The 21,133-nt window shown below is 64.5% G+C and carries 18 protein-coding genes and 2 riboswitches; of the genes, 15 read left to right on the top strand and 3 right to left on the bottom strand.

Going from position 1 to position 21,133, the window contains the following annotated elements; genetic code table 11:
- Window positions 1-140: 140 nt before the first annotated feature.
- From LRS11_RS12750 to LRS11_RS12740, 3 genes are all read left to right on the top strand, one after another.
- Complete coding sequence (locus tag LRS11_RS12750) at window positions 141-872, top strand: substrate-binding periplasmic protein (protein WP_260493359.1); 732 nt, start codon at window positions 141-143, stop codon at window positions 870-872.
- A 67-nt stretch (window positions 873-939) separates the two neighbouring features.
- Window positions 940-1,899, top strand: coding sequence for an alpha/beta hydrolase (locus LRS11_RS12745; RefSeq protein ID WP_260493358.1), 960 nt, complete (start codon window positions 940-942; stop codon window positions 1,897-1,899).
- On the top strand, window positions 1,896-2,366 hold the full coding sequence (locus tag LRS11_RS12740; protein ID WP_260493357.1) for a MaoC family dehydratase: 471 nt from the start codon (window positions 1,896-1,898) through the stop codon (window positions 2,364-2,366). Before LRS11_RS12745 ends, LRS11_RS12740 begins: the two co-directional genes overlap by 4 nt.
- Window positions 2,367-2,439: 73 nt before the next feature.
- Here LRS11_RS12740 and LRS11_RS12735 read toward each other — a convergent pair whose 3' ends face one another.
- On the bottom strand, window positions 2,440-3,441 hold the full coding sequence (locus tag LRS11_RS12735; protein ID WP_260493356.1) for an AraC family transcriptional regulator: 1,002 nt from the start codon (window positions 3,439-3,441) through the stop codon (window positions 2,440-2,442).
- Window positions 3,442-3,566: 125 nt separating this feature from the next.
- Here LRS11_RS12735 and LRS11_RS12730 point away from each other — a divergent pair, with 125 nt between their 5' ends.
- The 3 genes from LRS11_RS12730 (at window position 3,567) to LRS11_RS12720 (ending at window position 6,050) form a co-directional block, all read left to right on the top strand.
- Entirely contained in the window at window positions 3,567-3,884 is a 318-nt protein-coding gene (locus tag LRS11_RS12730; RefSeq protein WP_260493355.1) for an Mpo1-like protein, read from the top strand.
- Between the two features lie 40 nt (window positions 3,885-3,924).
- Window positions 3,925-4,512, top strand: coding sequence for an HD domain-containing protein (locus LRS11_RS12725; RefSeq protein ID WP_260493354.1), 588 nt, complete (start codon window positions 3,925-3,927; stop codon window positions 4,510-4,512).
- A gap of 161 nt (window positions 4,513-4,673) precedes the next feature.
- The gene (locus tag LRS11_RS12720) at window positions 4,674-6,050 is read left to right on the top strand and encodes an adenylate/guanylate cyclase domain-containing protein (RefSeq protein ID WP_260493353.1); all 1,377 of its coding nucleotides are present in this window, start codon (window positions 4,674-4,676) and stop codon (window positions 6,048-6,050) included.
- A gap of 84 nt (window positions 6,051-6,134) precedes the next feature.
- Here LRS11_RS12720 and LRS11_RS12715 read toward each other — a convergent pair whose 3' ends face one another.
- Complete coding sequence (locus LRS11_RS12715) at window positions 6,135-6,644, bottom strand: hypothetical protein (protein ID WP_260493352.1); 510 nt, start codon at window positions 6,642-6,644, stop codon at window positions 6,135-6,137.
- Between the two features lie 315 nt (window positions 6,645-6,959).
- Window positions 6,960-7,072: riboswitch (guanidine-I (ykkC/yxkD leader) on the top strand.
- A gap of 60 nt (window positions 7,073-7,132) precedes the next feature.
- Between LRS11_RS12715 and LRS11_RS12710 the strand changes: the two genes are divergently transcribed.
- From LRS11_RS12710 to atzF, 8 genes are all read left to right on the top strand, one after another.
- Entirely contained in the window at window positions 7,133-8,194 is a 1,062-nt protein-coding gene (locus LRS11_RS12710; protein WP_260493351.1) for a putative urea ABC transporter substrate-binding protein, read from the top strand.
- Window positions 8,195-8,417: 223 nt separating this feature from the next.
- Window positions 8,418-8,529, top strand: a riboswitch (guanidine-I (ykkC/yxkD leader).
- A 71-nt stretch (window positions 8,530-8,600) separates the two neighbouring features.
- Window positions 8,601-9,668: a putative urea ABC transporter substrate-binding protein gene (locus tag LRS11_RS12705; protein WP_260493350.1), complete on the top strand. Its 1,068-nt coding sequence runs from the start codon at window positions 8,601-8,603 to the stop codon at window positions 9,666-9,668.
- A 216-nt stretch (window positions 9,669-9,884) separates the two neighbouring features.
- Window positions 9,885-10,700 carry an ABC transporter permease gene (locus LRS11_RS12700; RefSeq protein ID WP_260493349.1) on the top strand — a complete coding sequence of 272 codons (816 nt, stop codon included), beginning with the start codon at window positions 9,885-9,887 and terminating at the stop codon, window positions 10,698-10,700.
- On the top strand, window positions 10,697-11,491 hold the full coding sequence (locus tag LRS11_RS12695) for an ABC transporter ATP-binding protein (protein WP_260493348.1): 795 nt from the start codon (window positions 10,697-10,699) through the stop codon (window positions 11,489-11,491). Before LRS11_RS12700 ends, LRS11_RS12695 begins: the two co-directional genes overlap by 4 nt.
- A gap of 9 nt (window positions 11,492-11,500) precedes the next feature.
- On the top strand, window positions 11,501-12,229 hold the full coding sequence (locus LRS11_RS12690) for an urea amidolyase associated protein UAAP1 (protein WP_260493347.1): 729 nt from the start codon (window positions 11,501-11,503) through the stop codon (window positions 12,227-12,229).
- Window positions 12,230-12,240: 11 nt separating this feature from the next.
- Window positions 12,241-12,876, top strand: a complete 636-nt coding sequence (locus LRS11_RS12685; RefSeq protein WP_260493346.1) for an urea amidolyase associated protein UAAP2 — start codon at window positions 12,241-12,243, stop codon at window positions 12,874-12,876.
- A 255-nt stretch (window positions 12,877-13,131) separates the two neighbouring features.
- Complete coding sequence (uca, locus tag LRS11_RS12680; RefSeq protein ID WP_260493345.1) at window positions 13,132-16,773, top strand: urea carboxylase; 3,642 nt, start codon at window positions 13,132-13,134, stop codon at window positions 16,771-16,773.
- Between the two features lie 167 nt (window positions 16,774-16,940).
- On the top strand, window positions 16,941-18,746 hold the full coding sequence (atzF, locus tag LRS11_RS12675) for an allophanate hydrolase (protein WP_260493344.1): 1,806 nt from the start codon (window positions 16,941-16,943) through the stop codon (window positions 18,744-18,746).
- 134 nt (window positions 18,747-18,880) lie between these two features.
- Here the strand turns inward: atzF and LRS11_RS12670 are convergent, their stop codons facing one another.
- Entirely contained in the window at window positions 18,881-19,441 is a 561-nt protein-coding gene (locus tag LRS11_RS12670; protein WP_260493343.1) for a nitroreductase family protein, read from the bottom strand.
- A gap of 196 nt (window positions 19,442-19,637) precedes the next feature.
- Here LRS11_RS12670 and LRS11_RS12665 point away from each other — a divergent pair, with 196 nt between their 5' ends.
- Window positions 19,638-21,092 (top strand): TrkH family potassium uptake protein, encoded by a 1,455-nt coding sequence (locus LRS11_RS12665; protein WP_260493342.1) that lies wholly within the window; start codon window positions 19,638-19,640, stop codon window positions 21,090-21,092.
- The last annotated feature ends 41 nt before the right edge of the window (window positions 21,093-21,133 follow it).

The raw sequence follows: 21,133 nt of genomic DNA, 5'->3' as shown, positions 1-21,133 counted from the left end.
GCCCCGGAACTTAACAGCTCCACGGACGCAGGCAAATACCCACGACTGACTCATTGACCGCATGAATCTTGCCAATGATTGCAGAGCGATCACCACTCTGTTGAGCTATAGCTAATAGTTAGTCATCACGACCCGTCCTAATGCGCCTGAGCCTGTCCGCCCTACTGCTCTCCCTCTGCCTGAGCCTGCCTGTGGCCGCAGAGCTGCGCCTAGCCACCCTGGAATACCCGCCGTACTGCTCGCAGGCGCTGCCGACCGGCGGCAGCATCGTCGAGCTGACCGTACGCGCCTTCGCTACCCAGGGCCATGTCGCGCAGGTGGACTTCCTGCCCTGGGCACGGGTGCGCGCCGACCTGCGCAGTGGCAATTACCAGGGCGCGCTGGCCTTGTGGCCACAGGAAATCATCGAGGAACAGCTGATCGCTTCGCGCCCGCTGTTCTACAGCCAGCTGGGCTTCTTCGTACGCAAGAGCAAACCGGTGGCCTATCAGAGCCTGAGCGAATTGCGTGGCCAGCGCGTCGGCATCGTGCGCGGCTATGGCTATCCACCCAACCTGCTGCGCTCGGGCTTCAGCGCCGAAGAAGCCGTGGACGACATCAGCAACCTGCGCAAACTGGCGGCGCGGCGTTTCGATCTGGTGTTGCTGGAACGTACCGTCGGCGACTACCTGATCAACCAGGATGCCGCTTTGCGCGGCCGCCTGCACTGGCAGGAGCCAGCCCTGGAGCGCATTCCGCTATTTGTCGGTTTCACCGCCCAGAAACCCGGACAACCGGACTGGGCAGCCATCTTCGCCCGCGGCCTGGCCGAACTGCACAGCAGCGGCGAATACACGCGCATTCTCCAGCGATACGCCAATCCAGTGCGCTGAACAGTACTTGGCCTGCCCCGCCCCGCCCATGCACAATGCCGCGACATCCTGGGCACAAGGACCCGCCATGCAGCACCAAGACTTCTGGCTCAGCGCCACTGACGGCAGCGCCCTGCTGGTCAACCACTGGCATGGCGAGAGCCCGCCCAAGGCCGTGGTGATGATCGCCCACGGCATGGCCGAGCACAGCGCCCGCTATGCGCGCCTGGCCGAGAGCCTGGTCGCCGACGGCTTTGCCGTGTACGCCCTCGACCAACGCGGCCACGGCCGCACCGCCGAACGCGGCGTACTCGGCCATTACGCCGATGCCGACGGCTGGAGCAAGGTGGTCGGCGACCTGGCCAGCCTCAATCACCATATCCGCCAGCAGCACCCGCAGGCGCCGATCTTCCTGCTGGCACACAGCATGGGCAGCTACATCGGCCAGGCCTACCTGATGCGCCACAGTTGCAGCCTGCAGGGCGCCATCCTCTCCGGCTCCAATTATCAGTCGCCGCGGCTGTACAAGCTGGCTAGCCTGATTGCCCGTGCCGAGCGCTGGCGTCAGGGGCCGGGCGGCCACAGCAAGCTGATCGACTTCCTCTCCTTCGGCTCGTTCAACAAGGCCTTCAAGCCCAACCGTACGGCCTTCGACTGGCTCAGCCGCGACCCGGCAGAAGTCGACAAGTACATCCACGACCCGTTCTGCGGCCACCCCTGCAGCAACCAGCTGTGGATCGACCTGCTCGGTGGCATGCAGTACATCAGCCAGGTCGACAACCTGGCACAGATCGACAGCGACCTGCCGCTGCTGGTGATCGGCGGTGACCGTGACCCGGTCAGCGAGGGCAAGCGTCTTGCTGATCTGGCCGGTGCGCTGCGCGCCGCCGGCCTCAAGGACGTGCAACTGCAGATCTACCCCGACGCCCGCCACGAGCTGCTCAACGAGAGCAACCGCGACGAGGTGACCACTTACCTGCTCGACTGGCTGGACGCGACCCTCGCCCACAGCCGTCAGTGCCCCACACCTGTCCAGGAGCCCGCATGACCCAGGTCACCAATATCCCCTACGAAGCCCTCGAGGTCGGCCAGCAGGCCAGCTTCGACAAGACCGTTGAAGAGCGCGACATCCAGCTGTTCGCCGCCGTATCCGGCGACAACAACCCGGTCCACTTGGACGCCGCCTTCGCCGCCGAAACGATGTTCAAGGAACGTATCGCCCACGGCATGTTCAGCGGCGCACTGATCAGCGCGGCCATCGCCTGCCGCCTGCCCGGCCCGGGCACCATCTACCTCGGCCAGCAGCTCAAGTTCACCCGTCCGGTGAAACTGGGCGACACCCTGACGGTAAAACTGGAAGTGCTGGAAAAGCTGCCCAAGGGCCGCGTGCGCCTGGCCACCCGGGTGTTCAACCAGAACGCTGAGCAAGTGGTCGATGGCGAAGCCGAAGTGCTAGCCCCGCGCGCCGAGCAGACCGTAACCATGCCGGCCATGCCGCAGGTGACCGTCGGCTGAGTGGATAGCCCTCTGCGCCTGACGCAGAGGGCTGACAGCCGATCAGCGCAATGCTGCCCGGCCGGATCAAACCTTATAAGCGCGCGCGATACTCGCCTGGGGTGACATCGAACCAGCGGCGAAATGCGCGGAAGAAATTGCTCGGATCGGCAAAACCCAGCAGATAGGAAATCTCCAGCAAGGTCAGGTTGGGCTGGGTCAGGTACTGGCCGGCCAGCTCGCGGCGCGTATCGTCGAGCAACTGCTGATAGCTGGTGCCTTCATCCTGCAAGCGGCGCTGCAAGGTGCGCTCGGACAGCAGCAGAGCCTGCGCCACGGTCTCGCGCTTGGGCTCACCCTGCGGTAGCAGGCGGCACAGCACCTGACGCACCTGATGGGTCACCCGGCTGCCCGAGAAGCGCGCCAGATAATCGCCGGCAAAACGATCATGCAGTTGCGCCAGCGCCTCGTTGGCCGAGGGCAGCGGCGCATCCAGGTCGGCCCGTTCGAACAACAGCGCATAGCGCTCGGCGTTGAACTTCAGCGGGCACTGGAATACTTCACGGTAGGGTTGCATATCCGCTGGCGGCGGGCCCATGAAGCTGGCCAGACGCGGACTCAGTGGCTTGCCGGTCAGCCAGCGACAGAACGCCAGGGAATACGCCAGCGATGCTTCGGCACTCTGGCTTGCGGAAGGCAGGCGATCACCGTGGATGGCCAGAACGATCTCGTAGCCTTCCGGCGTGGGGTGGAAGCTGAGGTCGGCACCCTCACCGATGATCCGCTGATAGCGCACCAGACGGGCGAAGCCTTCCTGCAGGTTGCGACTGGACATCACCGCATAGCCGACCACGTTGAACGACGACGGACGCAGGGTCTTCGCCATGTTCAGACCGATCGCCGGATTGCCGGAGGCCTCCACGGCCAGGTGCCACAGGCGGGTCATGGCATCCTGCGGGAAGCGCGCATCGGCATCGCTGAGTGCCGCGTAATCCAGGCCCAGGCGGGCAAACAGGCTGCGGCAGTCGACACCGCCCAGCTCCAGCGCCGCAACGATGCCGGAAGCCCAACTGGATGAAGTGGTACGTTCGCTCATAGGCTAATTCTTGTTCTGTTCAAGCGCAGGCTGGCGGCGCAAGGATACTAAACTGGCACTGTATGTCACTGGCCGCAGAAGACAGCCACCCTACACTGTCCGTCGACAATGACAGGAGGTACGCCATGAGCGCCGCACCCACCGAACGCTACCAGAGCTTTGCCGAGTTCTATCCCTATTACCTGCAGGAACACAGCAACGATATCTGCCGGCGCCTGCACTATGTCGGCAGCCTGCTGGTCCTGACCATCCTCGGCTACAGCCTGCTGACCCAGCAATGGCTCTGGCTGCTGGCCCTGCCGGTCGCCGGCTATGGCTTTGCCTGGGTTGGCCACTTCGTCTTCGAGAAGAACCGCCCGGCCACCTTCCAGTACCCGCTGTACAGCCTGATGGGCGACTGGGTGATGCTCAAGGACGCCTTCACCGGGCGCATCCGCTTCTGATCGCACCGTCATCGGTTACAACAAGAACGAGACCGACCTGATGAACAGCCGCGCCCGTTTCACCCATATGCAAGACGGCCAGGCCGAGGACTGGGCCATCATCGCCGAGGATTTCGCTGCCTACGCAAAGCACTTGCCGGACCGTATCCTGAGCCACCTCAAACTGCTGGATGGCGACTTCGGCGGCTTTCCGGTGGATCGCCTGAGCCACTCCCTGCAGGCCGCCACCCTGGCCCACCGCGCCGGTGAAGATGAGGAATACGTGGTCTGTGCCCTGCTCCACGACATCGGCGACACCCTCGGCAGCTACAACCACCCGGATATCGCCGCCGCCATCCTCAAGCCGTTCGTCAGCGCGGAAAACCTGTGGATGGTGGAAAAACACGGGATCTTCCAGGGCTACTACTTCTTCCATCACCTGGGCCTGGATCGCCACCTGCGCGAACAGTTCAAGGAGCACCCGCAGTACCAGCGCACCATCGAGTTCTGCGCCCGCTACGACGCCGCCGCCTTTGACCCACAGGGCGAAACCCTGCCCCTGGCGTTCTTCGAGCCCATGCTGCGCCGGGTCTTCGCCCAGCCACGGCAGTCCCTCTACAAGGCCGCCATGCAACCTGCGGCCAGCTGAACCAGGCAGCCTGCGAAAATCACCATTCGGCGGTCGCACTTGGCCGCCGAGCATACGCTTGGTTATGATCCTCCTCCTGCCGCAACACTGGTTCAGGTTTTGCAGACCGTCTGAACGCTCGCTTAGAAGCGTCAGAAAACTATCGGGGATCGTTTCACTTCATGAAGTTACCTGCCCAGGTTCAGTCCGCCCCGCTGCTGCGCGAATACTACTCACGCGTGCTGGCCTACATCGCCACCGCCGCCAGCATCGCCGCCGGCACCTACGCCCAGCACTTCGCCTACGACATCCTGTGGATGGTGCCCTACGCCCTGCTCTACCCACACCTGGCCCATCACCTGGGCAACCGCTTCAAGCAGGACTATCCGCAGCAGACGCGCCTCAGCTTGCTGTTCATCGACTCTGCCCATGCAGGCGCTGCCGCCGTGCTGATGGGTTTCTCGGTGGTACCGGGGCTGATGATCCTGCTGACCCTCAGTTTCAGTGCGCTGATCTCCGGAGGTCTGCGCTACATGGGTCTGACCCTGCTGATCGCCGCTGGCAGCATGGCCTTGAACACCGCCCTGCTGCAGCCGAAAATCAATGCGGCCACGCCGATCCTGGTGGCCATGGTCAGCATCCTGCTAGCCACGCTGTATATCTGCATCACCGCCTTCTTCGTGCATGCCCAGGGCCAACGCCTGACCCTGATTCGCAGCGAGATCAAGAAAGAGCAGGAAAAAGCCGCCCGCCTGGCGCGCAACCTGGCCAAATACCTGTCGCCACAGGTCTGGGAAATGATCTTCAGCGGCAAGAAGCACGTGCGCCTGGAGACCCAGCGCAAGAAACTCACCGTGTTCTTCTCCGACATCAAAGGCTTCACCGAGCTGTCCGAGGAACTGGAAGCCGAACAGCTCACCGACCTCCTCAACACCTACCTCAACGAGATGTCGAAGATCGCCCTGAAATACGGCGGTACCATCGACAAGTTCGTCGGCGACAGCGTGCTGGTGTTCTTCGGCGACCCCAAGACCCAAGGCGCCAAGCAGGACGCCGTCAACGCCGTGTCCATGGCCATCGCCATGCGCAAGCACATGAAGGTACTGCGCCAGCAGTGGCGCGCCCAGGGCATCACCAAGCCGCTGGAAATCCGCATGGGCCTCAACACCGGCTACTGCACGGTGGGCAACTTCGGCGCCGACACGCGCATGGACTACACCATCATCGGTCGCGAAGTGAACCTGGCCAGCCGCCTGGAAAGTTCGGCCGAAGCCGGCGAGATTCTGATCTCCCACGAAGCCTACTCGCTGATCAAGGACGTGATCATGTGCCGCGACAAGGGCCAGATCACGGTCAAGGGCTTCAGCCGCCCGGTGCAGATCTACGAGGTGGTGGACTTCCGCCGCGACCTGGGCGCCAAGTCCAGCTATGTCGAGCACGAACTGCCCGGTTTCTCCATGTACCTGGATACCAACGGCATCCAGAACTACGACAAGGAGAAAGTCATCCAGGCGCTCAACCATGCCGCCGAGAAGCTGCGCGACAAGGTCATCCTGTAGCGCAGCAGCCAACGCAAGGTGGCCAACAGAGAGCCGGCCTGCCATTTAGCAGGCCGGCTTTTTCATGCTCGGCCACTGGCCAGTTTAATTGCGTTCTCGACGCACTTCCCTATCGTCATGGCGCTGCTGATGGCGCGGTCGATCCTCGCGCCTGATCTGGTAGTGCTTGCCGGGCTGCGGGCGCGAGAGCACCTGATTACGTCCGTACTCGCGCTGCTGGTAGCGGTTGTCATCGTGGCGCGAGGGCTTGTAGCCGTGGACATTGGGTACCGGCCGCGCATGCTCATGGCCGCGGTGTTCATCCCGGCGATCATTGCGCCGATCATGCCCCTGCCAGCCGTAGCGCCCGTCGTAACCCGGCGCATAGTGATGGTGGCGCCGCTCCTGATAGCGATCCTGGTGCCAGTTGTAACGGCGGTCATCCTCATAGCGGTAAACCCGGTACGTGGGGTACGTCGGATACACCTCATAACGCTGCACGTTATAGCTACTACTGCCGCCGTAATAGCCGCCGTAGTAACGACCATCATCAGAAACGGCACAACCACTCAAGGTCAGACCCAATACTGCAAATAGGATTGATCGACTGGACATGGCGGCCTCCTTCGACCGCTGGGACGGCGCCGACGAATGTCGGCACCTGGGATTGCTCCCACTGTGTTTGACCACGCCACCAGCCGTGAAGTGCAGCGACCTCAGGTTCGATAAGTTGTATCCATGCATTTCCAGGCCTGACGCACTGAAATGACCCACCAGCCGCTCTATTACGGTGCTCCCACCTGCAATTCGCTGTGTCATAACGAGACCCCGCTCACATCCGCAAGGCTATTTCACGGGTTGGCACGCCATTCGCTATGCAGCCGCTGCACAGGATTGCCGCGGCACATGGAGTCGCCTCAACACTGCAACACAATGGTCGACTAGGGTTCCGGCTCGCCGCTCTACACAGAAACGGCAAGTGACTGGTCCGAGAGTCGGCGACCTCGATCGGGGTTACACGGCGGGACAAAAGCCCGGGAGAACGCGCAGCACATGACTGCCGCCGTCCCGTGCGTCTTTCGTTAATCCGCCTGAGGTCCCCCATGTCACTACGCGCCCTGCTCCCCTGCCTGCTCGCCCTGCTACTCCTGCAACCACTCGGCGCCAGCGCGGAAAACCCCAAGTTCAAGGTCTGCTGGTCGATCTACGCCGGCTGGATGCTCTGGGGGCAGATGGCCGAACAGGGCATCATCGACAAATGGGCGAAGCAGTACGGCATCCAGATCGAGGTCGAACAGGTGCCGGACTACGTCGCCTCCATCGAGCAGTACACCGCCGGCGACTACGCCGCCTGCGCCATGACCAACATGGACGCCCTGACCATCCCGGCTGCGGCCGGGGTCGACTCCACCGCACTGATCGTCGGCGACTTCTCCGCTGGCGCCGACGGCATCCTGGTGCGTGGCGGCAATCGCGACATCAAGGATCTCAAGGGCAAGACCATCCTGCTGGTGGAAAACTCGGTTTCCCACTACCTGCTCGGCCGCGCCCTGGAATGGGCGCACCTGCAGGAAAGCGATGTGATCATCGAGAACGTCTCGGACAAGGACCTGGCCCAGGTCTGGCGCAGCGGCAAGGGTGATGCGGTGGTGACCTGGAACCCGATCCTCTCCGACCTGCGCCAGGACGGCGACACCACCCAGGTGTTCAGTTCGCACCATATCCCCGGCGAAATCCTCGACCTGCTAGTGATCAACAGTGCTACCCTGACCGAACATCCTGAACTGGGCAAAGCGCTGACCGGCGCCTGGTACGAAGGCATGCGCCTGATGGGCATGCCGACCGCCGACGGCAAGGCCGCCCGCACGCAGATGGCAACTGCGGCGGGCACCACCCTGGAAGACTTCGATCTGCAACTGAAGACCATCCGCTCCTTCTACTCGCCCCGCTCGGCGCATGCCTTTGCCAGCAGCGACAAGATGCCAGCGCTGATGCAGCGGGTCGCCCAGTTCGCCGACGTCCACCACCTGCTCGGCAACCAGGGCAATGGCCTGGATTTGCTCGGCATCAGCTTCAGCGGCAACCGCGTGCTGGGCAACCCGGCGCAGATCAAGCTGCGCTTCGACCCCAGCTATATGCAACAGGCCGCCGAAGCCAAGCTTTAACAGGCTGTTGTGGCAGCGGATTTATTCGCGAATGGCGCGACCAAGGACGCGCCCAGGCACCAACAACGAACACCGCGCACCAGGATGGCGCAACCAGCCATCCCATCCGCCACCATGCTCACCACGCAAAGCGCCAGGCCAAGCGCTTTGCGCCAACTGGCACGATGTTCGCTTTAGCTCACACATGCAGAAGCACCCCGCAAGGGGCGCGGCACGACAATTTGCAATGGCTGACTAGGGTTCCGGCTCGTCGCTCTCCACAGAACGGCAAGTGACTGGTCCGAGAGTTGGCGACCTCGTTCGGGGTTACACGGCGGGATAAAAGCCCGGGAGAACGCGCCACCTGGCTAGCCAGGCACGTGCCGCGCTGCTCCTGCCCGCATTCCCTAGAACTGGAGGTCTACCCATGCGCAAGTCTCTGCTGTCCTCGCTGATCGCTACCGGCCTGTCCGCCGCCCTGAGCTTCCCCGCCCTCGCTGCCCCGAAGACCGACTTCAGCGTCTGCTGGACCATCTATGCCGGCTGGATGCCTTGGGAATACGGCCAGGCCGAAGGCATCGTCGACAAGTGGGCGAAGAAGTACGACATCAACATCGATGTGGTGCAGCTCAATGACTACGTCGAGTCGATCAACCAGTACACCGCCGGCCAGTTCGATGGCTGCACCATGACCAACATGGACGCCCTGACCATTCCCGCCGCCGGTGGCGTCGACTCCACAGCGCTGATCATCGGCGACTTCTCCAACGGCAACGATGGCGTGGTGCTCAAAGGTGAGAAGAAGACCCTCGGCGACCTCAAGGGCCAGAGCGTCAACCTAGTCGAACTGTCGGTGTCGCACTACCTGCTCGCCCGTGGCCTGGAAAAGGCCAACCTCAGCGAAAAAGACCTGAAAGTGGTCAACACCTCCGACGCCGACCTGGTGGCCGCCTTCGCCACCGACGACGTCACCGCCGTGACCACCTGGAACCCGCTGTTGGCCGAAATCGAAGCCACCCCGGGCGTGACCAAGGTCTTCGACTCCAGCCAGATCCCCGGCGAGATCATCGACCTGATGGTGGTCAACAGCGACACCCTGAAAGACAACCCCGCCCTGGGCAAAGCCCTGACCGGCGCCTGGTACGAAATCATGGCGACCATGAGTGCCGACACCGACGCAGGCAAGGCCGCCCGCGAGCACATGGCCAAGACCTCCGGCACCGACCTGGCCGGCTACGAAGCGCAGCTGGCTGCCACCAAGATGTTCTACAGCGCCAAGGATGCCGTGGCCTTCGCCAACAGCCCGAAACTGCCGGCGACCATGAGCAAGGTGGCCGAGTTCTCCTTCAGCCACGGCCTGCTCGGTGAAGGCGCGAAAAGTGCCGACGCCATCGGCATGGGCTTCGCCAAGGATGTGACCACCGGCGACCAAGGCAACCTCAAGCTGCGCTTCGACCCTTCGTTTATGCAGATGGCAGCCGACGGCACGCTGTAAGAACCTGTTTAGGATTTTTTGAGCTAGAGCCAGGCAAGGCGAAATTGGGCGAGGGCGCGGAGTTTACGAGCTGTAAATGAGCAGCCCGAGCCCAATTTCAACGCAGGATGGCCGACGATCAAGAGATCCGAGACCGGTTCTAAGGCTTTCCCTCCCCCTCTCCCATTCATGGGAGAGGGGCCGGGGGAGAGGGAATCTGCTCTCAGAGATGCATCCATGCGCCTGATCAACCGACACCCGGACCGCGGCGGCCGCCTGCTGCTGATCCTGCTGCCCTTCGCCCTGCTGCTGTTCGCCTACTTCATGGGTTCGGCGGCGCGGCTGACGGACAACCCCAACGACAAGCTGCTGCCCAGCGCGGCGCAGATGGCCGACGCCATCGACCGCCTGGCCTTTACCGAGGACAAACGCAGCGGAAACTACCTGTTCTGGCAGGACAGTGCCGCCAGCCTGGCCCGCCTCGGCATGGGCATTGGCATCGCCGCGCTGGTCGGCCTGTGCCTGGGCATCGCGGCGGGCATCCTGCCGTTGTTCCGCGCGCCGCTGTCGCCGCTGCTGACCGTGCTGTCGATGGTGCCACCGCTGGCGATCCTGCCGATCCTGTTTATCGTTTTCGGCCTCGGCGAATTATCCAAAGTGATGCTGATCGTGATCGGCATTACCCCCGTATTAGCCCGCGACCTGGAACAGCGCGCCCGCGAAATCCCCCAGGAAATCCTGATCAAGGCGCAGACCCTCGGCGCCAGCACCTGGACCCTGATCCTGCGCGTGGTGCTGCCGCAGTTGCTGCCGCGCCTGCTGATCGCCCTGCGCCTGGTGCTGGGCTCGGCCTGGCTGTTCCTGATCGCCGCCGAAGCCATCGCCGCCACCGACGGCCTGGGTTACCGCATCTTCCTCGTGCGTCGCTATATGGCGATGGACGTGATCCTGCCGTACGTGGTGTGGATCACCCTGCTCGCCTGGCTGATGGACCTGGGCCTGCGGCAGACCACCCGCTTGGTCTTCCCCTGGTATGAAGGAGCAAAAGCATGAGCGCCTTCATCGAAGTCAAAAACGTGTGGCAGGAATACGCCGATCAGGTTGTTCTGGAGCGCCTGAACCTGAGCATCAACGAGGGCGAGTTCTGCACCCTGGTCGGCGCGTCCGGCTGCGGCAAGTCGACCTTTCTGCGCCTGCTGCTGGGCCAGGAGCGCGCCAGCCGTGGCGAGATTCTGCTGGCTGGCCAGCCGCTGGCCGGCGAGCCGGATAGCAGCCGTGGCGTGGTGTTCCAGCGCTACTCGGTGTTCCCGCACCTGAGCGTGCTGGACAACGTCGCCATCGGCCTGGAGCTGCCACGTTCACCGCTGCTCGGTCGCCTGTTCGGCGCCGCCAAGCGCGACGCCCGCGAACAGGCGGCAGTCATCCTCAAGAAAGTCGGCCTCGGCCACGCCCTGGACAAATACCCCAGCCAGCTCTCCGGCGGCATGCAGCAACGCCTGGCCATCGCCCAGGCGCTGATCATGAAGCCGCGCGTGCTGCTGCTCGACGAGCCCTTCGGCGCGCTGGACCCGGGCATTCGCAAGGACATGCACGCCCTGCTGCTGGAGCTGTGGAACGAGACCAAGCTGACCGTATTTATGGTCACCCACGACCTGAGTGAAGGCTTCAGCCTCGGCACCCGCCTGCTGGTGTTCGACAAGACCCGTATCGACCCGCACGCACCGAACGCCTTCGGCGCGCGCATCACCTATGACATCCCCCTGAACAGCGACCGCCGCGCCACCCGCGCCGCCGTCGAGGCGCTGCCGGCGCACATCACCGGCACCCCGCAACCGGCCCTGTAAGGAGCAACCATGACCGCATCCCTGACCCTGCGCCCCAGCCTGTACGAGGAACTCGTACCCGGCGGCGGCCACACCTCCTTCGTCCTCAAGCGTGGCCAGCTGCTGCGCATCACCGATCTCGAAGGTGGCGCCAACGTCAGCCTGCTGCTGCTTTCCGCCGCCGAGAAAAGCGAGCGCCTCAACCTGCCGGACACCCTCAAGTGCCAGCACACCGCCAAGCTCACCGCCGGCCACTGCCTGTACTCGGACATGGGCCGCGTGCTCGCTGCGATTACCGCCGACACCTGCGGCTGGCATGACAGCTTCGGCGGCGTGCTGAATGCCGAGGAAGTCACCGAGAAGTACGGTGCCGGGCGCTACCAGGAGCTGCGCAACGGCTACTTCCGCAACGGCGTGGACAACCTGCTGGTGGAAATGGGCAAGTGGAACCTGAACCTGCAGGACCTGCTGATGGCGCTCAACCTGTTCAGCAAAGTCAGCGTCGACGGCGACGGCCGCTTCCATTTCGAACCCGGCAACTCCAAGGCCGGCGACTACATCGAGCTGTACGCACCGATGGACACCCTGGTGGTGCTCACCGCCCTGCAGCACCCAATGGACCCGAATCCCGAGTACGCACCCAAGCCGGTGCAGCTGAGCTGGAGCCGCGTCGAGAGCGACGGCATCAGCGTGCTCTGCCGCACCTCGCGCCCGGAAAACGGCCGCGGCTTCCACAACACCGAACGTCTGTATATCTAAGGGCTGCCAGCATGACTCTTACCCATAGCGACAAGCACCCCGAAGCCGCCGTCTACCGCCACGAGATCCCAGCCGGCGAGCCGTTCCTCTGCGAAGTCAAAGCCGGGCAGACCGTGCGCCTGCTCGACCTGGAAGGTAACCAAGCGGTCGACACGCTGTTCTTCAGCGCCAAGAACCCACGCGAGCGCTACGACCCGCAACGCACCCTGCGCAAGCAGAACAGCGTGTACCTGACCACCGGCACCGTTCTCTACTCCAACCTGGGCAACCCGCTGCTGACCATCAGCGCCGACACGTGCGGGCGCCACGACACCCTCGGCGGTGCCTGCGCCCAGGAGAGCAACACGGTCAGGTACGCCCTGGACAAGCGCTATATGCACAGCTGCCGCGACAACTTCCTGCGCGCCAGCCTGCACGACGGCCGCCTGGAGAAGCGCGACATCGGCGCCAATATCAACTTCTTCATGAACGTGCCGGTGACACCCGAGGGCGGCCTGACCTTCGAGGACGGCATCTCCGCGCCAGGCAAGTACGTCGAACTGGTCGCGCATATGGACGTCATCGTGCTGATCTCCAACTGCCCGCAACTGAACAACCCCTGCAACGGCTGGAACCCGACCCCGGCCGAGGTGCTGGTATGGGACTGAAGCAGCTTCGCGAATGGCTGTTCCGCCTGTGCCAGAGCCGCTCGGGCCAGTGCCTGGAGCAGCAACCCGCACAGCAGCAGAAGCAGGACCAACAGCCGTAGGGTGGATGTCGCTTTTCACATCCACCAGAGCACGGTGGAAAACGCTTCGCGGTTTTCCACCCTACGGACAGCTAGCAACAGAATTTCAGCCGTGGACGACCGCGGTGCAGACGACTAAAGACGGGACGGCCCGCCACTGCATGGGGCAACCTCCATGTTCGACAAACTCCTGATCGCCAACCGCGGCGCCATTGCCTGCCGCATCCTGCGCACCCTGCGCACCCTCGATGTACAGGGCGTGGCCGTGTATTCCGAGGCCGACGCCGCCAGTCTGCATATCCAACAGGCCGATGAAGCTTTCAGCCTCGGCGAAGGCCCGGCCGCCGGCACCTACCTGGTGGTCGACAAAATCCTTGCCGTCGCCAAGCAGACCGGCGCCAAAGCCATTCACCCGGGCTACGGTTTCCTCTCGGAGAACGCTGCCTTCGCCGAAGCCTGCGAAGCCGCCGGCATCGCCTTCGTCGGCCCGACACCCGAGCAGCTGCGCGTGTTCGGCCTGAAGCACACGGCCCGCGCCCTGGCCAAGCAGCACGGCGTGCCGATGCTGGAAGGCACCGAGCTGCTGGAAAACCTCGACGCCGCGCTGATCGCCGGCGAGCAAGTCGGCTACCCGGTGATGCTGAAAAGCACCGCCGGCGGCGGCGGCATCGGCATGCGTGTGTGCAACAGCGCCGCCGAGCTGAGCGACGCCTTCGAGGCGGTCAAGCGCCTGGGGCAGAACAACTTCAGCGACAGCGGCGTGTTTATCGAGAAGTACATCCAGCGTGCCCGTCACCTGGAAGTGCAGGTATTTGGCGATGGTCGCGGCGACGTGCTGGCCCTCGGCGTGCGCGACTGCTCGGTGCAACGGCGCAACCAGAAGGTGCTGGAAGAAACCCCGGCGCCCAACCTGCCGGCCGGCATGGCCGATGAGTTGTGCGCGGCGGCGATCAAACTGGCCAAGGCAGTCAGCTACCGCAGCGCCGGCACCGTGGAGTTTGTCTACGACAGCGAAGCAGCGCGCTTTTATTTCCTCGAAGTGAACACCCGCCTGCAGGTCGAGCACGGCGTCACCGAACAGGTGTGGGGCGTCGATCTGGTGCGCTGGATGATCGAACTGGCGGCCGGTGACCTGGCGCCACTTAGTGAATTGAGCGAAGGATTGAAACCCAGCGGCCACGCCATCCAGGCGCGCCTGTATGCCGAAGATCCGGGCCGCGACTTCCAGCCGAGCCCCGGCCTGCTCACCGCCGTGGACTTCCCCAAGGCCGATGGCAAAGCCCTGCGCATCGACACCTGGGTCGAAGCCGGTTGCGAGATTCCGCCCTACTTCGACCCGATGATCGCCAAGGTCATCACCTGGGCAGCGACCCGCGACCAAGCCAGCGCCGCACTGAACCAGGCCCTGGCCGACTCGGTGCTGTACGGCGTGGAATCCAACCGCGACTACCTGCGGCAGATCCTGGTCGACGCGCCGTTCGCCAGCGGCTCGCCCTGGACCCGCTGCCTGGAAGGTCTGGTTTATCAGGCCAACACCTTCGAGGTGCTCAGCGCCGGCACCCAGACCACCGTGCAGGACTTCCCCGGCCGCCTCGGCTACTGGGCCGTCGGCGTGCCGCCATCGGGACCGATGGACGACCGCGCGCTGCGCCTGGGCAACCGCCTGCTGGGCAATAACGAAGGCGCCGCCGGCCTGGAAATCACCATGAGTGGCCCGCTGCTGCGCTTCAATACCGATGCGGTGGTCGCAGTAACCGGCGCGGCGATTCCGCTGACCCTGGATGGCGCCGAGCAACCGATGAACACCGCGCTGCTGATCAAGGCCGGCAGCACCCTGAGCCTCGGCACTATCGCTGGTTCAGGCGCACGCTCTTATCTGACCCTCCGCGGCGGCCTGCAGGTGCCCGAGTACCTGGGCAGCAAAAGCACCTTCACCCTCGGCCAGTTCGGCGGCCACGGCGGCCGCGCCCTGCGTGCCGGCGATGTGCTGCATATCCCGGCATTGAGCGATCTGAAGGCTGGCGCGCAACTGCCCACCGCGCTGTGCACTGCCCTGCCCGCCGTCCGCGAAATCCGCGTGATCTACGGCCCGCACGGCGCACCGGAATACTTCACCCCGGCCTATATCGACACCTTCCTCACCACCGACTGGGAAGTGCATTTCAACTCCAGCCGCACCGGCGTGCGCCTGATCGGCCCGAAACCGGAGTGGGTGCGCGACAGCGGCGGCGAAGCCGGCCTGCACCCGTCGAATATCCACGACAACCCCTACGCCATCGGTGCGGTGGACTTCACTGGCGATATGCCGGTGATCCTCGGCCCGGACGGCCCGAGCCTGGGCGGCTTCGTCTGTCCGGTGACCATCATCGAGGCGGATTTGTGGCAGCTGGGGCAGCTCAAGGCGGGCGACAAGGTCCGGTTCATCCCGGTTGATATCGCTACGGCGCGGGAGCTGGCCAAAGCGAAAAGCCTCGAATGCGCGAGCCTTTGTAGGAGCCAGCTTGCTGGCGATCCTTCGGTATCGCTGATCGCGAGCAAGCTCGCTCCTACACAAGCAAGTGCGCTCACCTCCCCCATCGTCCTCGACATAGGCCAAGCCGACAAACGCCTGGTCGCTCGCCTCTCCGGCGACACCCACCTGCTGCTGGAAATCGGCCAGGCCGAGCTGGACCTGGTGCTGCGCTTCCGTGGCCATGCACTGATGCAGGCGCTGGAAGCCAAGCAGCTCAAGGGCGTGATCGACCTGACGCCCGGCATCCGCTCACTGCAGGTGCACTACCAGCCGGAAACCCTGCCCCTGCAGCAACTGCTCGACACCGTCGCCGGCGAATGGGACGCGGTGTGCAATGCCCAGGACCTCAAGGTGCCGTCGCGCATCGTGCACCTGCCGCTGTCCTGGGATGACCCGGCCTGCCAGCTGGCCATCGACAAGTACATGACCACGGTGCGCAAGGACGCGCCCTGGTGCCCGAGCAACCTGGAATTTATCCGCCGCATCAACGACCTGCCCAATCTCGACGAGGTGTACCGCACCGTGTTCGACGCCAGCTACCTGGTGATGGGCCTCGGCGACGTCTACCTTGGCGCGCCGGTGGCCACCCCGCTGGACCCGCGCCACCGCCTGGTCACCACCAAGTACAACCCGGCGCGCACCTGGACCGCCGAGAACTCGGTGGGCATCGGCGGCGCCTACATGTGCGTGTACGGCATGGAAGGCCCCGGCGGCTACCAGTTCGTCGGCCGCACCCTGCAGATGTGGAACCGCTACCGCGAAGTCGCCGCCTTCCACGGCAAGCCCTGGCTGCTGCGCTTCTTCGACCAGATCCGCTTCTACCCGGTGGGGGCCGAGGAACTGCTGCAGATCCGCCGCGACTTCCCGCTCGGCCGTTATGAGCTGCGCATCGAAGACAGCGAACTGGCCCTGGCCGATTATCAAGACTTCCTCACCGAGGAAGCCGAGGGCATCGACGCCTTCCGCACCCAGCAACGCGCCGCCTTCGACGCCGAACGCCAGCGCTGGATCGCCTCCGGCCAGGCCCACTACGAAAGCGAGGAAGTAGTCGCTGAACTGGACGACGACGCGCCGCTTTCGGCCGGCCAGCACAGCATCGACAGCCACATTGCCGGCAACCTCTGGCAGGTGCAGGTCGAGGCAGGCAGCACGGTGAAAGCCGGCGACGTGTTGGTGATTCTCGAGTCGATGAAGATGGAAATCCCCCTGCTCGCCCCACGCGACGGCGTGGTGCGCGAGGTGCGCGTGCAGCCTGGCTCGCCAGTGCGCGCCGGGCAGCGCGTGGTGGTGCTGGAAGAAGCGTGAACCGCTTTGCTCCCCTCTCCCGCTTGCGGGAGAGGGGCCGGGGGAGAGGGCGCGATTTCCGACAGGCTAATCAGTTGCCTGACTCATCCACCCTCTCCCTAACCCTCTCCCATCAATGGGAGAGGGAATTGATTGTGCAAGCCTGAATTTCCGAGAAGGAACTGAGCATGAGTCATCAATTCGATCTGCGCCTCGGCGCCCTGAAATCCGCCTACAGCGACGGCAGCCTGACCCCGCGCCAGCTGATCAGCGCCCTGCACGAGCAGGCCGCCGCGCTCAACCCCGAGTTCAAGCTGTTTATCCACCTGCTCAGCCTGGCAGAGCTGGAACCCTACCTGGCTGCGCTGGACGGCAAATCGCCGGCCGAGCTGCCGCTGTTCGGCGTGCCCTTCGCCATCAAGGACAACATCGACCTGGCCGGCGTGCCGACCACCGCCGCCTGCCCGGCCTTCGCCTATGTACCGGACACCAGCGCCACCCTGGTCGCACAGCTGATCGCCCTCGGCGCCGTGCCCATGGGCAAGACCAACCTCGACCAGTTCGCCACCGGCCTTAACGGCACAAGATCCCCGTATGGCGAATGCCGCAACAGCCTGCACCCGGCCTACCCGTCCGGCGGCTCCAGCGCCGGCTCGGCCCTGGCCGTGGCGCTCGGTGTGGCCAGTTTCGCCCTCGGCACCGATACCGCTGGAAGCGGCCGCGTGCCGGCGGCGCTGAACAACCTGGTCGGCCTGAAAGCCACCAAGGGCCTGATTTCCACCGCTGGCCTGGTGCCCGCCTGCCGTACCCTGGACTGCGTCACCTACTTCACCGCCACCGCCTTTGAAGCCAGCCAACTGCTGGCGCTGACCGCCAAGCTGGATGCGCGTGACGAATACAGCCGCGCCAACCCGCTGTGGAACGATGCCAGCGCCTTCGGCAAACCGCGCGCGGGCTTCCGCTTCGGCGTACCCACACAGCTGGAATTTCTCGGCTGCGCAGAAAGCCCGGCGCTGTTCGCCAACACTATCGAACAGCTGAAAGCGCTCGGCGGCGAAGCGGTTGAAATCGACTTCGCGCCCTTCCTCGAAGCCGCGCGCCTGCTCTATGAAGGCCCCTGGGTCGCCGAGCGCTACAGCGTCGCCGGCGCGCTGATCGAACAGCAGCCGGACGCCGTGCTGCCGGTGATCAAGGCCGTGCTGGAACAGGCGCCCGGCGTCAGCGGCGTCGACACCTTCCGCGCGCAGTACCGCCTGCAGGCGCTCAAGGCAATCTGTGACCGCATCCTCGCCGAGGTCGACTGCATCCTCACCCCGGCCTACCCGCGTCCGGTGACGCTGGACGAGCTGCACGCCGAGCCGGTCAAGCGCAATTCGGACCTGGGCTACTACACCAACTTCATGAACATGCTCGACTACGCCGCAGTCGCGGTACCGGCCGGTTTCATGGCCAACGGCCTGCCCTGGGGCGTGACCCTGTTCGGCCGCGCCTTCACCGACCAGTACCTGCTTGGCCTCGCCGACGGCCTGCAGCGCCAGCACGGCCTGCCGCTATCCGGTGAGCGCAGCCTGGATGCCCAGGTACCGGCCACCCTCGCCCGTAACGACCGCGCCCGCGTGGTGGTGTGCGGCGCGCATCTGGACGGCCTGCCGCTGAACTGGCAGCTCAAGCAACGTGGCGGCCGCCTGCTGCAGGCCACCCGGAGCTCGCCTGACTACCAGCTGTACGCCCTGGCCGGCGGCCCGCCGTTTCGTCCGGGCATGGTCCGGGTCGCCGAAGGCGGCGTGGCCATCGCCGTGGAAGTCTGGGAACTGCCGAGCGCCGAACTGGGCTCGTTCCTCACCGGCATCCCCGCGCCGCTGGGCCTGGGCAAGGTGCAGCTGGCCGACGGCAGCTGGGAAACCGGTTTTATCTGCGAGCCGTACGGGCTCGCAGGGGCCGTCGACATCACCCACTTCGGCGGCTGGAAGGCCTATATGCAAAGCAAGGGCTGAGGTGTCAGAACTCTAGGGTAGAAATAGCGATTGCAGCTCAGTGCCTGGCCGGTAGGCTCGAATGACCGTAGCCCGGATGCAATCCGGGGAACAGCTAACTCCGTCCCCGGATTACATCCGGGCTACGGTTTGCATCAGCCCTGCCAGCTGTCGACGAAATCGGCCGGGGCCAGCGCCGGCGGCGTGCGCCGCTCGCCTTCGACGCTGCCGAGGTAGAGGAAGCCGACGATGCGCTCATTGGCCGCCAGGCCCAGGCCGGTCATGACCTGGGCGTTGTAACACAGCTCACCGGTGCGCCACATGGCGCCCAGGCCTTGCGCATGGGCGGCCAGCAGCATGCCGTGGGCAGCGCAACCGGCAGACAGCAGTTGCTCCTGCTCCGGCACCTTGTGCGGGGCCGTCAGACGGGCGATCACCGCTACCAGCAGGGGCGCACGCAGTGGCATGGCGCGGGCCTTGTCCAGTGCCTCGCTCTTGACCTCCGAATTGCCCGCCTGCAGCGCGCTGGCGAACAGTTCGCCGAGCTTGGCGCGGGCCGCACCTTCGATAGTGAGGAAACGCCAGGGCCGCAGCTGACCATGATCCGGCGCACGCAGCGCGGCCCGAAACAGCAGCTCACGCTGCGCCGCATCCGGCGCCGGCTCCAGCAGACGGCCGACGGAAACACGGTTGAGCAATAGATCGAGAGCTTGCATCGGTCATCTCCAGGCAGGTCAGGCTGGCATTCTAGGGTCTATTGCCGTTTCGGCGCGACCGCGACGCAGCCTGCGCCTCGCCCTGCTATGGTCAAACATCCCCGTACCGGACAGCCTGCCAGCGCAGAGCGCCAACGCTTCTAGAGCAACGCGCCTGCAGGTAGAATGCCGCCTTCCTCGCCCACCGAGCTGCTTCATGGCTTTCTCGACGCTGCGCATCATCGGTTTCATCATCGGCATTTTCCTCATCACCCTGGCCGTGAGCATGGCTCTGCCCATGCTCACTCTGCTGGCATTCGACCGCACCGATGACCTGAACGAATTCCTCTGGTCGAGCCTGATCACCTTTATCGCCGGCCTGGCCCTGGTGATTCGCGGCCGACCGCAGCACATGCACCTGCGCCCGCGCGACATGTACCTGCTGACCACTGCCAGTTGGGTGGTGGTGTGCGCCTTCGCCGCCCTGCCAATGGTGCTGATCGCCCATATCAGCTACACCGACGCCTTCTTCGAGACCATGTCGGGCATCACCACCACCGGCTCCACGATCTTTGTCGGCCTGGACAGCATGTCGCCGGGCATCCTGATCTGGCGCTCGATGCTGCACTGGCTCGGCGGCATCGGCTTCATCGGCATGGCGGTGGCGATCCTGCCGCTGCTGCGCGTCGGCGGCATGCGCCTGTTCCAGACCGAGTCCTCGGACTGGGGCGAGAAGGTCATGCCGCGCTCGCACATGGCAGCCAAGTACATTCTGCTGATCTACCTGGCGTTCACCTTGCTCGGTTTCCTGGCCTTCTGGGCCGCCGGCATGACCCCGTTCGAGGCGATCAACCACTCGATGGCCTCGATTTCCACCGGCGGCTTCTCCACCTCTGACTCGTCCCTGGCCAACTGGCAGCAACCGGCGGTGCACTGGGTCGCCGTGTTGTTCATGATTGTCGGCGGCCTGCCCTTCACCCTCTATGTCGCCACCCTGCGCGGTCATCGCCGAGCGCTGCTGCGCGACCATCAAGTCCGCGGCTTCCTCGGTTTCCTGCTGCTGACCTGGCTGGTGTTCGGCACCTGGCTATGGGCCAACTCCGATCACGCCTGGCTGGACGCCTTCCGCATCGTCGCGGTCAACGTCACCTCGGTGGTCACCACCACCGGCTTTGCCCTCGGTGATTACACCACCTGGGGCAGCTTCGCGGTGCTGCTGTTCTTCTACCTGACCTTTGTCGGCGGCTGTTCCGGCTCTACCTCGGGCGGCCTGAAGATCTTCCGTTTCCAGGTCGCCTTCGTCCTGCTCAAGGCCAACCTGCAGCAGCTGGTGCACCCACGGGCGGTGATCAAGCAGCAGTACAACAACCACAACCTGGACGAAGACATCGTCCGCTCGCTGATCACCTTCTCGTTCTTCTTCACCATCACCATCGGCGTGATCGCCCTCGGCCTGACCCTGGTCGGCCTCGACTGGGTCACCGCCCTGACCGGCGCGGCCACGGCGGTATGCAACGTCGGCCCGGGCCTCGGTCCGACCATCGGCCCGGCCGGCAACTTCTCCACCCTGCCGGATGCGGCCAAGTGGCTGCTGACCATCGGCATGCTGCTCGGCCGTCTGGAAATTCTCACCGTGCTGGTGCTGTTCACCCGCGCCTTCTGGAAACACTGATGCGCCAGTCTGCCACCACCCTGAGCGCCTGCGCCAAAGGC

It is taken from the genome of Pseudomonas sp. J452 (genome assembly GCF_024666525.1).
Lineage (GTDB): Bacteria > Pseudomonadota > Gammaproteobacteria > Pseudomonadales > Pseudomonadaceae > Aquipseudomonas.
The sequence above is the reverse complement of the archived record's forward strand: the minus strand, read 5'-3'. Positions and strand labels throughout refer to the sequence as shown.

Bases quoted from the DNA above. Each gene is read 5' to 3' on its own strand.
- LRS11_RS12670 (WP_260493343.1), bottom strand. From the start codon at position 19,441: ATGCAAGCTCTCGATCTATTGCTCAACCGTGTTTCCGTCGGCCGTCTG.
- LRS11_RS12700 (WP_260493349.1), top strand. From the start codon at position 9,885: ATGCGCCTGATCAACCGACACCCGGACCGCGGCGGCCGCCTGCTGCTG.
- LRS11_RS12685 (WP_260493346.1), top strand. From the start codon at position 12,241: ATGACTCTTACCCATAGCGACAAGCACCCCGAAGCCGCCGTCTACCGC.
- LRS11_RS12695 (WP_260493348.1), top strand. From the start codon at position 10,697: ATGAGCGCCTTCATCGAAGTCAAAAACGTGTGGCAGGAATACGCCGAT.
- LRS11_RS12720 (WP_260493353.1), top strand. From the start codon at position 4,674: ATGAAGTTACCTGCCCAGGTTCAGTCCGCCCCGCTGCTGCGCGAATAC.
- LRS11_RS12705 (WP_260493350.1), top strand. From the start codon at position 8,601: ATGCGCAAGTCTCTGCTGTCCTCGCTGATCGCTACCGGCCTGTCCGCC.
- LRS11_RS12725 (WP_260493354.1), top strand. From the start codon at position 3,925: ATGAACAGCCGCGCCCGTTTCACCCATATGCAAGACGGCCAGGCCGAG.
- atzF (WP_260493344.1), top strand. From the start codon at position 16,941: ATGAGTCATCAATTCGATCTGCGCCTCGGCGCCCTGAAATCCGCCTAC.
- LRS11_RS12715 (WP_260493352.1), bottom strand. From the start codon at position 6,644: ATGTCCAGTCGATCAATCCTATTTGCAGTATTGGGTCTGACCTTGAGT.
- LRS11_RS12735 (WP_260493356.1), bottom strand. From the start codon at position 3,441: ATGAGCGAACGTACCACTTCATCCAGTTGGGCTTCCGGCATCGTTGCG.
- LRS11_RS12710 (WP_260493351.1), top strand. From the start codon at position 7,133: ATGTCACTACGCGCCCTGCTCCCCTGCCTGCTCGCCCTGCTACTCCTG.
- LRS11_RS12690 (WP_260493347.1), top strand. From the start codon at position 11,501: ATGACCGCATCCCTGACCCTGCGCCCCAGCCTGTACGAGGAACTCGTA.
- LRS11_RS12750 (WP_260493359.1), top strand. From the start codon at position 141: ATGCGCCTGAGCCTGTCCGCCCTACTGCTCTCCCTCTGCCTGAGCCTG.
- LRS11_RS12730 (WP_260493355.1), top strand. From the start codon at position 3,567: ATGAGCGCCGCACCCACCGAACGCTACCAGAGCTTTGCCGAGTTCTAT.
- LRS11_RS12740 (WP_260493357.1), top strand. From the start codon at position 1,896: ATGACCCAGGTCACCAATATCCCCTACGAAGCCCTCGAGGTCGGCCAG.
- LRS11_RS12745 (WP_260493358.1), top strand. From the start codon at position 940: ATGCAGCACCAAGACTTCTGGCTCAGCGCCACTGACGGCAGCGCCCTG.
- uca (WP_260493345.1), top strand. From the start codon at position 13,132: ATGTTCGACAAACTCCTGATCGCCAACCGCGGCGCCATTGCCTGCCGC.
- LRS11_RS12665 (WP_260493342.1), top strand. From the start codon at position 19,638: ATGGCTTTCTCGACGCTGCGCATCATCGGTTTCATCATCGGCATTTTC.